13 protein-coding genes and 1 pseudogene are annotated in these 12,836 nt (G+C 35.6%); 5 read left to right on the top strand and 9 right to left on the bottom strand.

Annotated elements, in window-relative coordinates; all coding sequences use genetic code 11:
- Positions 1-314 precede the first annotated feature (314 nt).
- On the bottom strand, positions 315-1,220 hold the full coding sequence (locus BN1066_RS06430) for an N-acetylmuramoyl-L-alanine amidase family protein (RefSeq protein WP_077318618.1): 906 nt from the start codon (positions 1,218-1,220) through the stop codon (positions 315-317).
- A gap of 702 nt (positions 1,221-1,922) precedes the next feature.
- The gene (locus BN1066_RS06425) at positions 1,923-2,462 is read right to left on the bottom strand and encodes a flavodoxin family protein (protein ID WP_077318617.1); all 540 of its coding nucleotides are present in this window, start codon (positions 2,460-2,462) and stop codon (positions 1,923-1,925) included.
- Positions 2,463-2,925: 463 nt separating this feature from the next.
- Here BN1066_RS06425 and BN1066_RS06420 point away from each other — a divergent pair, with 463 nt between their 5' ends.
- On the top strand, positions 2,926-3,225 hold the full coding sequence (locus BN1066_RS06420; RefSeq protein WP_077318616.1) for a DUF4306 domain-containing protein: 300 nt from the start codon (positions 2,926-2,928) through the stop codon (positions 3,223-3,225).
- Between the two features lie 26 nt (positions 3,226-3,251).
- Positions 3,252-3,398, top strand: a complete 147-nt coding sequence (locus tag BN1066_RS20125) for a hypothetical protein (protein WP_179104302.1) — start codon at positions 3,252-3,254, stop codon at positions 3,396-3,398.
- 44 nt (positions 3,399-3,442) lie between these two features.
- Here the strand turns inward: BN1066_RS20125 and BN1066_RS06415 are convergent, their stop codons facing one another.
- Genes BN1066_RS06415 through BN1066_RS06395 form a run of 5 tightly spaced genes read right to left on the bottom strand, consistent with a single transcriptional unit; the run spans position 3,443 to position 7,616 of the window.
- Positions 3,443-4,807, bottom strand: a complete 1,365-nt coding sequence (locus tag BN1066_RS06415) for an ABC transporter permease (protein ID WP_245799717.1) — start codon at positions 4,805-4,807, stop codon at positions 3,443-3,445.
- A 22-nt stretch (positions 4,808-4,829) separates the two neighbouring features.
- Positions 4,830-5,606, bottom strand: a complete 777-nt coding sequence (locus BN1066_RS06410) for an ABC transporter ATP-binding protein (protein WP_245799716.1) — start codon at positions 5,604-5,606, stop codon at positions 4,830-4,832.
- Positions 5,607-5,627: 21 nt separating this feature from the next.
- On the bottom strand, positions 5,628-6,476 hold the full coding sequence (locus BN1066_RS06405; protein WP_077318615.1) for an ATP-binding cassette domain-containing protein: 849 nt from the start codon (positions 6,474-6,476) through the stop codon (positions 5,628-5,630).
- Between the two features lie 2 nt (positions 6,477-6,478).
- A complete protein-coding gene (locus BN1066_RS06400; protein ID WP_077318614.1) occupies positions 6,479-6,868 on the bottom strand; it encodes a GntR family transcriptional regulator in 390 nt (129 codons plus the stop codon).
- 22 nt (positions 6,869-6,890) lie between these two features.
- Positions 6,891-7,616, bottom strand: coding sequence for a hypothetical protein (locus tag BN1066_RS06395; RefSeq protein ID WP_077318613.1), 726 nt, complete (start codon positions 7,614-7,616; stop codon positions 6,891-6,893).
- A gap of 384 nt (positions 7,617-8,000) precedes the next feature.
- On the opposite strand from BN1066_RS06395, the pseudogene BN1066_RS20665 reads away from it, so the two are divergent.
- Positions 8,001-8,212: pseudogene (locus tag BN1066_RS20665) on the top strand (IS3 family transposase); the annotation flags it as partial.
- 152 nt (positions 8,213-8,364) lie between these two features.
- On the opposite strand, the gene BN1066_RS06385 reads toward BN1066_RS20665, so the two are convergent.
- On the bottom strand, positions 8,365-8,742 hold the full coding sequence (locus BN1066_RS06385) for a PH domain-containing protein (RefSeq protein ID WP_077318612.1): 378 nt from the start codon (positions 8,740-8,742) through the stop codon (positions 8,365-8,367).
- 496 nt (positions 8,743-9,238) lie between these two features.
- On the opposite strand from BN1066_RS06385, the gene BN1066_RS06380 reads away from it, so the two are divergent.
- A complete protein-coding gene (locus BN1066_RS06380; protein WP_077318611.1) occupies positions 9,239-9,844 on the top strand; it encodes a superoxide dismutase family protein in 606 nt (201 codons plus the stop codon).
- A 666-nt stretch (positions 9,845-10,510) separates the two neighbouring features.
- On the opposite strand, the gene gnd is transcribed toward BN1066_RS06380, so the two are convergent.
- Positions 10,511-11,419 (bottom strand): phosphogluconate dehydrogenase (NAD(+)-dependent, decarboxylating), encoded by a 909-nt coding sequence (gene gnd / locus BN1066_RS06375; RefSeq protein ID WP_077318610.1) that lies wholly within the window; start codon positions 11,417-11,419, stop codon positions 10,511-10,513.
- 526 nt (positions 11,420-11,945) lie between these two features.
- Here gnd and BN1066_RS06370 point away from each other — a divergent pair.
- Positions 11,946-12,800, top strand: a complete 855-nt coding sequence (locus BN1066_RS06370; protein WP_077318609.1) for a MurR/RpiR family transcriptional regulator — start codon at positions 11,946-11,948, stop codon at positions 12,798-12,800.
- Positions 12,801-12,836 lie beyond the last annotated feature (36 nt).

The following is a 12,836-nucleotide window of genomic DNA, read 5'->3' as shown; positions in this document are numbered from 1 at the left end:
AGGACAAGAGAAGCTTCGTCAGCGACACATCGCATACATAAAGAGTATATTTCTTTTTCAAGTATGTTGTGAACTTAGTTATTGTCTATTGTTTTAAGGAAAAAAGCGCTCCTTATAACGAAATTTCACTTTATCTCGTTAGAGCTCTGATTTGTGACCGTTTATCTTTTGTTCTTTGTTAAATCGTCTGGTTACTCAATGACATAAACGGCTAGTTTTCTATTAAAAATTGCATCTCTACATGTTTTTAAGTGTTCCACATACATTTGAGAGAACAGGTTCAGGTTAACTGGAAGATTATAAGTTTATGTTAATTAATGTGAAAAATAATTTCGTAAACCATTTGTAACTGCTTCTGCTACTTGTATTTGAAACTGGTTCGTTTGGATATTTGCTAAATCAGAGTAATTCGTAATAAACCCAAGCTCTAATAATATAGAGGGCGCATAATTATTTCGCAGTACGTAATAATTTCCTTGCTTCATTCCTCTGTCTTGCAGGTAAATGGATGAAGCCAGGCTAGCATGAACTTTAGCTGCCAGCTTTTGATCTGCTGAGGAATAATAAAATGTGTTTAGACCATGTGCACCAGAGTTAAAAAAAGCATTATAATGTATACTAATGAAAGCATGCGTGTAATAAGCTCGACTAATTTCTACTCTATCACGTAAAGAAACATATTCATCACCTGATCTAGTTAATAAAACACTTGCTCCAGCATTACGTAGTTGTTCAGCTATCTGTCTGGTTGTTGCAAGTGTTATAGCTTTCTCTTGCAATCCACCAATCCCAATAGATCCAGGATCATGGCCTCCGTGGCCTGGGTCTAACATAATATTATATCCTTTAAGTGAAGCATTTCCTCTTGTTGACACTTCACGTTTTTTCTGTGGTGCAGTCACTGGCTTGTGAGCTGTTGGTTTTATATTTGTTTGTTTATCTTGTTGAAGAGGAATTAAATGTTGTTTAGCTACCCAAGCTTCCTTTCCCCCATAATAGGTTTGAACCCATCCATATTTTTCCTGAAATTCTACCAATTGGTCACCTGTATGAAGTTTTCCAATAATTTCAGCATGGATAGAGGGCTCATTTCTTACATTTAGAATAGCTTGTCCAACTTGATATACTTCACCTTCGGCAGCATGGCTTTGTTTAGGAATGAGAAAAAGGGAGGTCAACATAATGATTAAGCTTGTGATGATAAGATAGATTTTTTTCAAAATAAGCAAATCCTCCTTAACGTTTAATTTAGTAAGTTGTTTTAGTTGTGCTTTATACCTACGTTTTTCCTGGATATTTTTGTTACAGTTAATTTCGAGCAAACGGAGTAACCTTGAATTTGATAGGTCTTTTCTCATTTTTATATATACAAGCTGTAGGTATTACCTACTCCTATAATAGGTTTTTAAACCCAACTAAAAATATTATTTAGTACTTTTATAGTATCGGTATAATAGATACATATTTTAAGAGAACTATAATAATTTTTATAATGTTAAATAGCGGCCGGTAAATTATGTTTATGCATACATTGTTAGTATAACTACTCAGAAAGGCTATGTTTGAACAGCTAAATACAAAGAATTCTCTTTAAGCATGTAAAAATTCTATAAAGCTACTACAAATTTATAGTAAGGATTCTTATTTCTTGATTTCCTCTATTGGTAAACTGGTTATGGGGGAATAGGAGAATAAATTACTACTAACAGTATTTTAAAAAACAGAAGGCATTTTTATAAAAAAACATCATTCAGCAGAGATTTTAGATGCAGGAGACAACATTTAGAAGATATAGAAAGGAGATGTCAAAAAAATAGACATCTCTCCGTATCATATAGATTATAGAAGAATAAATAAAAATATAGCTTTAAAGAAACAGGGAAATTAAGAAGAGTAAGATAATAGATCAACTAGAAGATTATTTACGAATTGTCGCTAATGAGATACTTGGCAGATCGAATTGCTTTTTCATTGGCGATAATATCACCTGGTTTTCGAGCTTGCCCAATCACATAATCAATTAGTTCCATATTAAAAAACTGGCATATATAACGGAATTGTTGGACAAGTGGGAGGCCTTTTATATGTGGGTTGTCTCCTCCTACAAGTACAAGATATACTTGTTTTCCTTTTAGTGCTTGACGAAAACTAGGATATTTTGGATCCCTTAATGTTTGCGACCAGCGATCAATGAAGCGTTTCATCGGCCCCGACATTCCATACCAGTAGATTGGGGTGGCAAAGACGATGATGTCATGATTTAGCAACTGTTCAATGAGGTGATTATGATCATCCTCTATGTTGGGAAACCCTTTTTCAGAATGTCGTTCATCTACAATCGGCTGAATATGATAATCTCTTAAATAAATATGTGTTGCTGATTCCTTAGGCACTGCTTGGTGTGCTAAGTATTCCGTATTTCCATTCTTTCTGGTGGAACCGTGAAAGACTACTGTATTCATTGTATATCCTCCTTTTTTTCTTAAGAAAGTACTGTAATACTTAATTGAACTGTTTAACGGTTTTATATTTTAATAATACACGATTGCCAAGTTTTTCCCGAGATAAAAGTGCTAGACGATAAGCTTTCCCTTTTAAAATTGTATGCATTCATAGAAAAATTAGAAGTGTAAACTAAATAATGCAAAGTAATTGGAAGGATGAATAGTGCTTTAAGAGGTTATTCAAAAAGTTAGGTAAAACTTTAGGAAATAACCAGCTGGTAAATATTTTATATATATTACTTTTCTATAGTATAAAAAAGTAACGTCTTCGTTGCGTTAGCCATGATTGGTTCTTTCCTATTTTAGTAGAAATCAAGAAACTTTTTGGTAATGGTTTCCGTATAAATAGATAAGACGTGATAATTAATCCTGGGTCAGCTATAAGTAATGTTAATATAAAGAAAAAAGTCAAGGTGACACAATGAAAAAAATAGCTATCTTTATTTTACTAATCGGCATCACTATATATACGTTTTTCTTAAGTTACTGGACCGGTTCTTATTTGATGTTGGAACCGAATTGGAAGGATATCGTCGTATTTACGCCGGAAACGGTAACGGATCGCAGGGATATTTATCTGCTTGATAAGTGGATTTTTGCATTTAAGGCACAGCCATTAGCTAGTATCACCTTTCTTTTATCAGGAATCGCTGTTACTGGCTTTTGTATTTATTTTTATCGAAGGTTTAGAGAAAAACAAAACCAAAAAAAGGAAATTTAAATAGCTAAACTGGGGGTTGTTCGTTCATGGAGCGTAAGAAAAAAAGCGATAAAGAAGATAATTATAACCATTTTATGTTATTCGATATACTAACGGATGCCTTGGATATGCTTCTTTTTATCGGTAGAATGCTTGGCAAGATGATCACATCGGTCTTTAGATCATGGAATTAATGAAGCGGAGATTCTGTTGAAATCGCCGCTTGTATGAACTTGCTTTAAGCTCTAATCCATTTCCAAATTTCTGCAGGTGTTACATTTTTCCCGTACATCAATATCCCCACTTTGAATATTTTTCCAGCAAGTATGATAAAGAGCAACACACTTATTATTAGAACAGTAAGCGATATTGCTATTTCCAACCACGGCCACTCTTCTAAAAGTGTGAGCCGTAATAACAGGACACCTGGTGATGTGAAAGGAATATAAGTACCGATTTTAGCCATTAACCCACTCGGATCACTAATAACTGAACTTATAAAGAGAAATGGTAAAAATGGCAGCATCATCACCATACCTTGAAAATTTCCTGCAGTAGTCATATCGGACATCGTTGCTCCAATTCCTACAAAAACAGCAGCAAATAGTAAGTAGCCTAAAATAGCAATCGCTATATATAAAGCGAGCTCTGGTACAAATAAATACTTTACAATCTCAAGGTCAAACCGCCATGAGATAACTGGTAATAAAATAACAAGCGAGATGATGGATTGCAGAATACCTAATGCAAAATAACCGATAATTTTTCCTTGCATTAGTTCTGCTGGTGTTAGGGAAGATAAAATGATTTCAGCAATTTTATCTTTTTTCTCTTGTGATGCACTTTGGAAGATAGCCATACCGGTAAACACGATGGAGAGCATAATAAATCCGGCAAATGCCCCCGGTATAATTCGTTTTAATGGATCACTGTTGTGAGAACCGCTTGCTTCTTCGGCAGGAGATTCAGGTTCTCCTACAGCCGTCTCTTGTATAGTAATGCCACGATTAATTACAGCTAGCTGTTTATCTGATAATCCGAGTTCTTTCATTTGCAGTGCTTGAATGGGTGCTGTTATTAAATGTGCTTGATCCATAAAATAAGGGTCTATTTCTTCAGAAGTATATACAGGGATTTTCCCGTCATCTATAGCTTCCTTATTAATAAAAAGATAGGCAGTGTTTTCTGCATCTTGTAATTTTTTTCTTACTTCTTCCTCACTAATATCCGTTTGCTTTACTTCCCAGGATAAATCATTTGCTTTCACCACTTTTTCAACCGTAGAAAATAAATTTACTTCATCATTAATATATACGGTAGTAGCTCCTGTTTCTTCCCCTGAGCTGTCACCGAATAATTCACCAAGTAGCATAAAGCCAACGATTAATAATGGGGTTAAAAAGATACCAATAATAAAAGATTTATTTTTCATATATCGTTTTACTTCCCATTTAGCAACCTTTATGGAGTTATATGCATGCTTCTCACCTGCTCTTTGAAGTACCTGTTTATCTGTCGCAATATCAATAAAGATTTCATGTAAGGAAATACGATCTAAAGTAGTTTCTGAACGTCTAAATGGTCGGGTAATTGTTTTAACCATTTAACTGGGTCAACTTCTTTGTCTAGATAAAGAATATGTTGGTATTCACTTGTTCTACCCGCTGTACATAGGGCAATCTTTCTAATTCATACCGGTCATTTTTTCCATGGATAGTACATTTAAAATTAGCATATTCTGTTTTTACGGTATCCATATCTCCGTAAATCACTTTTTTCCCATGGTGGATCATAAATAAACGATCTGCCATTTCTTCAACCAGGTTCATCTGATGGGAGGAAAGGAGAATAGCCGTTCCATGTTGAGCCAGCTGTCGAATCTCCTGTTTAAACAACTCTTGGCTAACAGGGTCAAGACCTGAGAATGGCTTATCCAGAATTAATAACTCCGGTTCATGAATAATGGAAGCGATAAACTGAACTTTTTGCCCCATTCCTTTGGAAAGTTCCTCCACACTAACTTTTTCCTTTCCTTCCAAATCAAATTTCTTTAAATAATCAAGTGCTCGTTGTTTTGCTCGGTTGAGTGGATAATCTTTTAGCTTTGCTAAATAGAGGAGAATATCCATCACCTTTACATTTTTATACAGTCCTCGTTCTTCTGGTAAATAACCAATTTTATTTTTAGGAATACTGTCATTATAAGCGTTTGGGAACATAATTTTTCCTTCGTCTGGATACATAATTCCCATGATGTTACGAATAGTTGTTGATTTTCCTGCACCGTTTGGTCCAAGAATAGCCATAATCTCTCCCTGTTTTACTTCAAACGAAATATTTGAAATAATTTGTTTGTCCTTAAATGACTTTCCTAAGTTTTCAACCGTAAGAATTGTATTCAATGGAACCCCATACTTTTCATTTCACACTGTGAGCAGTGTAATAATTTCTTCAATTTTTAAAGCTTCCTGTGTCGTCCATTTGATTTGCTGTGTACTAAGAAATGTTTCCGTTTGTTCAGGAGAGCTAGAAATAAGGTAATTGGCAGTTCGCTTCACTTCTCCAGGAATTGTAATAGCTGGAAGCTTTTCCGTAAGCCAATAACGCTGATAGGTTGCAAATAAAGTTTCTTTTTCAAAATTAGCGATTAATTTCCCATTCTTTAGTACGTTAATATAATCAGAAAGTTTCATAATATCTGCAGATTGATGACTTGTCATGATAATTGCCCGCTCGCCTTGATCTATCCAGTCTACAAGCAGATCCATCAGTAGTTGTTTTGCTGGTATATCCATAAATGAAGTCGGTTCATCAAGCAGTAATAATGGTGTATTTTTTGATATTGTAAGAGCGATAGTTAGTTTTTGTTGCATTCCCTGTGATAGCTTACGAAACCGTCGATTTAGCGGGATTCCGAATAAGGAGACCATTTTTTGAAACAGTTCTTCGTCCCAGACACGATATAACGGAGCAATAAATTCTTTTAATGTTTGTCCGGTAAACGCATCCCAGCCAATAATCGTTTGTGGTTGATAGGCAATAAATTGCTTCCAGCTCTCATCTTGCCCATGTGTAAATACATCCAGCAGTTTAATGTTCCCTTGATCCGGTTTTACTAGATTCATTATCAGCTTGAGTAAGGTGCTTTTTCCGGAACCATTTCTGCCAACAAGGGTTGTGATAGTTCCAGATTCAACTGTTAATTGAATTGGTCCGATATGCAAGCTCTCCAGCTGCTTTTCTAAATTGGTTATCTCAAGCAATGTTTCCATCGTTATCGTCCTTCCTTTTCCTGTATGACTTCTGTAAAGATTTCTTTAATTTGCTCGATCGTATAGTCATAGCTAATGGCAATGTCAACGGCATGTTCAATCGCTTGATATACTTCAGAAACTTTAATTTGTTGCTTCATTGTATCGTCTACTGCTGCCACAAAGGTTCCTTTTCCTTGAGTTGTTCGAATAAAGCCTTGATATTCTAAATTTTGATAGGCGCGGCGAATAGTAATGACGCTTGTTTCCAAATCCTTTGCCAGTACTCGAATGGATGGCAATGGTTCGCCTTCCGCCAGCTGTCCACTTGCGATCAACGTCTTTAGTTGATTTTCAATTTGATGATAGATTGGTTCGCGTGATGTTTTTGAAAGACGTATTGGCAGTTTCATGGCTGCTCTCCCTTTCTTTAATCTATAAATAATCCAGCTTGTTTATTTTCTTTTTCATATACACTTGATGTACGTTCACTGCTGTAAAGCCGATGATTAATGAAATGGTGGCAGCTAACCATGGCCATTTTTGAGCTAGTATAATGGACCAGTAGACAATTCCGTGGTTGGTAAGGATATAAATAGGAAACATAAAGATAAAAACGATAGAAAAATATAATAATGCTCCCAATATTCCTCCTATTTTAGTAGAAAAAAATCCTTGTTCACCGGCATCATTGATGGGGAAAATTGTTCCAGCATAAAGAGTGACAGAAAGCCACATAATCGAAAAAATGAGATATGCCGTGACGGACAAGACTTCATTTATTGATGAAGCATAGAATAAAATTAGAAAGCAAATTTGCCAAGGCAGGGAATAGAAAAAGTAAACGATAAATCTGCTTTTAATTAGAATATCTTGTTCAATCGGCAATTGTAGCTGCATAAGGAATACAGGAGCAGCAATAAAACCGCTAGATTGATGTTGAAGTTGGAAATAATTTGGTTTGGCCCATACAAATCCGAGAAAGAAAAATGTGATAAATAAGAGATCGTAGCCCATAACTTGAGTATTTAAATAAGCGTCTAAATTATAGATAAACAGAAAGCTTAAGAAAAAAGTTAAGATTAGACAAAGAATAAAGCCTTGCCATGAATAGCTTAACTCTAGCTTAGCAACTTGGAAAGCCTGCTTCCATTTTTGCATATTAAATCCCTCCAAAACTGTTATACTGTGTATGTGTATATACACAGTAATATATTGTTGGTGAGATGTCAAGTATTATTTGAAGGTTAGTAACAAATGAAGTTGAAAATGAGCCTATGGTATTGGGTATCTTAAGAACTTTACAATCCCATTTCTATCTTAAATAACCTGTTATCCCACATGTAACTGGCAGTAAAATCTGAGAGGATAAACGAAAGATCCAACTGCAAGTCAAATGTCCGATTCTGTTTATCTAACCCTCAGTAGGGGATAACAGAAAGCCTTCACTGATTGAAGATTAAACTTTTATATCTATTAATGGACAATATCCCCTCTTAAAGTCTTTGTGTTAAACAAAAGTATAAGTGAGGACGTTAAGCAACCTGTGCAGACAATGCTTCAATGGAGATCTTTTTTGGTATTGTAAAATAAGAAATGTATGATGGAGAAAAATTAGGAAGCTATAAAGAATTAAAAAAAGTCGGATTGAAAAATATATATCTATCTACTGGTATAAACATGAGCGAATAAAAGAAAAATTGGCTGGGCTGAGTTCAGTCGAGTACCGAACGCAATCCAGCCAATCAGCTGCATAATAAAACTCTAACTGTTAGGGGTAACCACCTGCTCTTACATACAAAGCTAATTTTATACTCTCTTTTTCTTTTTAAGACAAAGATCGTCTCATCCTAATATACTTCAAATTTTATAACTATTTAATATAAACTTCTTCTGTTATTTACATATCTTAGCCGCAAACATAATTAGCTAAAACTGCCTGAACTTTATATATGTTTAATTGTTTGTTGAAGGTCTTTTCAATTGGTTCGGAACTTCCAGAAACCCACAACTTTAATTCTGCATCTAAATCAAATGTTCCAGCTGTCTCTACAGAAAAATGAGTAATATTCTTGTATGGAATTGAATGATATTCCATTTTCTTTCCGGTCACTCCCTGCTTATCTAGGAGAATTAATCGTTTGTTCGTGAAAATCAACATGTCCCGTATTAGCTTATAAGCATGTTCTACATGTTCTGCATTCGCTAATAAATCCGCTACTTCTTGCTCTGCTTTTTTGGCATCCATCTCGGAAGCATTTCCCATCATTCCATCAAATAAGCCCATTAAAATCTCTCCTTTCAATTGTACTCTTATTATACGCTATTGGAAACTTTCTGCGAAATCGTCCGATGTTTAATTCGCTAAAGTAATGTAGAGACTGGTAATAAATGTTTTTGAAAAAAGAAGGTATAACAAGTCCGGCAAAACTTTTAACGTTGGTCAAGTTTATTAACGACTATTAAGATGCCGGGAAGGATACTTGAAACCTTTTTTATCCTGCATCTAAGGTATCATAAGACTTCCGCTCAAGAGTTAGAATAAGTCTAAATGGAAGATGAAGGCACTAAATTTCCGATTTGTTCGGGGAGTAGGACGGGGTAGCTTCAGTAGGAAGATAACTGGGATGTTGAAGACAAGGAAAGCTTCGATAGCGATACATAGCGATTTTGAGGGGGATTGCTATTTTGGTCTTTGATCTACTCGTTGTAGCGAAGAAAGCCCTAGTGAATGGAAGTTTCATTTTACCCTCTTTTACAAACGATTGAAAGGAGCAAAAACGATGAGGCTAAAACATGTACGTTTATTTCTTGCAGTAACTTTCCTTGTCCTATTGAGCTTGGTAGCTTGTAATGTAGATAATAACGAGCAACATCGAGATGACGGACGTGGAAAGAACGAAGAAACAGACGAAACAACAGCTACTATAAATGAAGCAGCAAAAGAGGTACTTGTTTCTCTAAAAAATCAGAGTCAACAGATAGTAGCGACTGCAACATTAACGGAAAATAAAGATGGTGTTCAAATTAAACTAAAGGGAGAAAAATTACCTCCAGGAAAACACGGATTTCATATTCATGAGACAGGTTCTTGCGAAGCGCCTGATTTTTCTTCGGCAGGTGGACACTATAATCCTAATCATGCGAAACATGGAAAAAAAGTATCAGGAGGGCCCCATGCCGGAGACCTTCCCAATATTGAAGTGAATCAAGATGGAACAGTACAAACCGAAGTAATTGCAAACTTGGTGACGTTGGAACAGGGAGAGAGCCATTCGCTGTTTAAAAAGGGCGGGACAGCGTTAGTTATTCATGCGAAAGAAGATGATTATAAGTCCCAACCTGCAGGTGATGCAGGGGAGCGGATTGCTTGTGGAGTGATTGAATAAGAAGGAAGTCAGCAGGATTCACTGTATAGCTTTACGCTATGTAAAATTAATAAAGCGAGCTGAATGCACAGCTCGCTTTATTAATTTTTACGGTATATGGTTTACATGGTTTGCGCTGAAAATCGGTAATGTTTTTGTATTCTCTTTAATAAGACGGGGGTAAACAAATGAAGGTTGGCAACAATTCTGGATAAATAATGACGCTATTCGTTTCATTTGGTTCATGCCCTTACCTATTTTCAATTTTTATAGCACGCTATTTTTCCCGAATGTTCAAAATTGCACTAAACTTTTTAAAGTTATTACATATAGCTTTCCTTGATCAACGAATACAAATGCCTCTGAATAGTACCAATCGATTGTCTTGTTTTTTCTGTAAAGGATGTGAAGGAAGGATACTTTTTAGACGTTTTTTTAGGATTGAGAGCCGTACAAATTGCCTGTGAAATCCCTTTAACTAGCGTACCCTCAAAACGATGAACAGGATCCAAAAAACGGTTTATTTCACATCCTGCGCTTTTTTTATTTTTCGTCATCGAGAGAAAAATTCAAGTGTTCTAACCCTAAAAAAGCGGACTGGAAGTTTTCATTCTATCCGTGATTAAGTTATAAATAAATTGGGAGGTCAACCATAAAAACCAAATTGCTGAATGGAAAAATACATGATTAAGATTGCGTGTTATTATTTACGACTGCGTGACCACCAAACTCATTTCGTAATGCTGCTACAACCTTACCAGTAAATGTATCTTCTTCTAGCGAACGATAACGCATCATGAGTGATAGAGCAATGACTGGTGCAGCGACTTGATAGTCTAAAGCCGTTTCGACCGTCCATTTTCCTTCACCTGAAGAATGCATAATTCCGCGAATGTTGTCCAGCTTAGCATCCTTTCTAAAAGCCTGTACCATCAATTCCATGAGCCATGAACGAATCACAGAGCCATTATTAAATACAGTTGCTACTTGTTCATAATCATAATCGAATTCACTTTTATGGAGAATATCAAAACCTTCAGCAATTGCTTGCATCATTCCATATTCAATACCATTATGAATCATCTTTAAAAAATGACCACTGCCGGATTTTCCAGTATATAAATAGCCATCTTTAACAGCGATATCTTTAAAAAGCGGCTCGATCTCTTTAAACTTAGCTTCATCTCCGCCAATCATTGTACAAACCCCATGGCGAGCACCATTGATGCCACCGCTTGTACCACAATCAAAAAAGTATATGCCTCTATTAGCTAAAAATTCATTTCGTTTTATCGTGTCTTTATAATTTGAATTACCTCCGTCAATAATAATATCTTCTTTATCTAGGAGAGGTGCAATTTCCTGAATGACTCGTTCTGTGATATCACCCGCGGGAACCATTAACCAAATAATACGGGGAGCTGGCATACTTTTCACTAATGTTTTAATCGAAGTGTGGAACTGAAAGTTGTCATGTGTTATTCCTTCTGCCTGTTTTTCTATTTTGTCAAAGCCACGTACATTGTGATGATGATCTAGTAAGTTAAGCGCTAAATGATAGCCCATCTTTCCAAGTCCGATAATACCGATTTCCATTATTTTCACCTCATGTTTTATTACATTCCATATCCATTATATCAAATATTTTTCCGTATTCAAATTATATAAAAGAAATTTTTTTCGTGTATAATAGATGATATAAATTCATTCTATTCTTTAAACGAATTACATTTAAGTGTTTTAGAGCGGTGGATAAATATGATTCATTCAAATTTGGTAAGAGATGACATAGTAGGAATACTTTTCTGTTTAATTTAGTCAAGATGCCATCAGATTTCAGAGATGTAGGGAATACGGAAAAGCCTAAAGGGAATATTGGTATTCAAATGTCCTATTCGTACGGGCAACAGGATAGAGAAGCTCCTTGAATTAGACATCGCACAGCAGAAAAGTGTTTTTCTTTTTTAAGGATGGAGAAGCTCGGTAAGCACATACCACATGCAAGAAAAGCTTCGGTAGTAATCCATCGAAGGGCCCCCGAGATTATAGCCTTTATACTACTTCAAGGAGAAAAGCGCTCCTTGAATGAAGTTTCTCTCTATTAAAAAAGGAGTACGTTAATATGGAACAAGAAACTCAACACGGCTTAGCACGTATCCGCAGTAATTACAGCAGGCTTAGTGAGAAAGAAAAAAAGATAGCCGATTATATCTTAAAGCATCCGAAAGAAATTACTCATTATACGATTAATCAGCTTGCTGATAACTTAGAAGTTGCGGAGTCAACGATTTTTCGCTTTTGTCAGCGAATTGGTTTTAAAGGATACCAAGCTTTAAAGATTGCGCTTGCTGCAGAGATTGTTACACCAATCGCAGATATACATGAGGATATACAAGCTGGCGATGATGTGGTTACGGTTGGTGAAAAAGTATTTCGTTCAAATATCAAAACATTAGAGGATACATTGAAAATTATCGATGAAGAGGCTCTGAAAACAGCAGTTCAAGCACTTGTTCGAGCAGAAAAAGTGGAGTTTTTTGGGATTGGTGGATCGGCAATTGTTTCCCTTGATGCATATCACAAATTTATTCGTAGCGGGATAAATGTGTATTCCAATTTTGATGCTCATATGCAATTAATGTCAGCTTCACAATTAGGAAAACAGGATGTTGCTGTAATTATCTCTCATTCCGGTTCTACAAAGGATATTATTGATTTGCTTCAAATATTAAAGGAGAAACAGGTGATGACAATTGCGATCACGAATTTTGCTAAATCTCCTTTGACAAAGAATGCTGATATTTTACTATATACAGTTGCAGAGGAAACTGAATTTCGTTCAGAAGCGTTATCCTCAAGGCTTGCTGAGCTTAGTATAATTGATGTATTGTATACGAATGTGATGCTTGTAAAAGGAGAGTCTGCTCAAGAAGCATTACAATATATGCGGAAAGCAATAGCTCTAAAACGGCTATAAAGAACAGAATAGTGAAACTTCCATTAGAAGAATAAA

This window comes from Virgibacillus proomii (genome assembly GCF_900162615.1).
GTDB classification, from domain to species: Bacteria; Bacillota; Bacilli; order Bacillales; family Amphibacillaceae; genus Virgibacillus; species Virgibacillus proomii.
Note: the sequence above shows the minus strand (reverse complement) of the source record. Positions and strands in the feature narration are given on the sequence as shown.

What these genes read in the sequence shown, in the direction of transcription:
- BN1066_RS06425 (WP_077318617.1), bottom strand. Translation starts at nt 2,462, where the DNA reads ATGAATACAGTAGTCTTTCACGGTTCCACCAGAAAGAATGGAAATACG.
- BN1066_RS06420 (WP_077318616.1), top strand. Translation starts at nt 2,926, where the DNA reads ATGAAAAAAATAGCTATCTTTATTTTACTAATCGGCATCACTATATAT.
- BN1066_RS20125 (WP_179104302.1), top strand. Translation starts at nt 3,252, where the DNA reads ATGGAGCGTAAGAAAAAAAGCGATAAAGAAGATAATTATAACCATTTT.
- BN1066_RS06415 (WP_245799717.1), bottom strand. Translation starts at nt 4,807, where the DNA reads ATGGTTAAAACAATTACCCGACCATTTAGACGTTCAGAAACTACTTTA.
- BN1066_RS06405 (WP_077318615.1), bottom strand. Translation starts at nt 6,476, where the DNA reads ATGGAAACATTGCTTGAGATAACCAATTTAGAAAAGCAGCTGGAGAGC.
- BN1066_RS06400 (WP_077318614.1), bottom strand. Translation starts at nt 6,868, where the DNA reads ATGAAACTGCCAATACGTCTTTCAAAAACATCACGCGAACCAATCTAT.
- BN1066_RS06395 (WP_077318613.1), bottom strand. Translation starts at nt 7,616, where the DNA reads ATGCAAAAATGGAAGCAGGCTTTCCAAGTTGCTAAGCTAGAGTTAAGC.
- BN1066_RS06385 (WP_077318612.1), bottom strand. Translation starts at nt 8,742, where the DNA reads ATGGGCTTATTTGATGGAATGATGGGAAATGCTTCCGAGATGGATGCC.
- BN1066_RS06380 (WP_077318611.1), top strand. Translation starts at nt 9,239, where the DNA reads ATGAGGCTAAAACATGTACGTTTATTTCTTGCAGTAACTTTCCTTGTC.
- gnd (WP_077318610.1), bottom strand. Translation starts at nt 11,419, where the DNA reads ATGGAAATCGGTATTATCGGACTTGGAAAGATGGGCTATCATTTAGCG.
- BN1066_RS06370 (WP_077318609.1), top strand. Translation starts at nt 11,946, where the DNA reads ATGGAACAAGAAACTCAACACGGCTTAGCACGTATCCGCAGTAATTAC.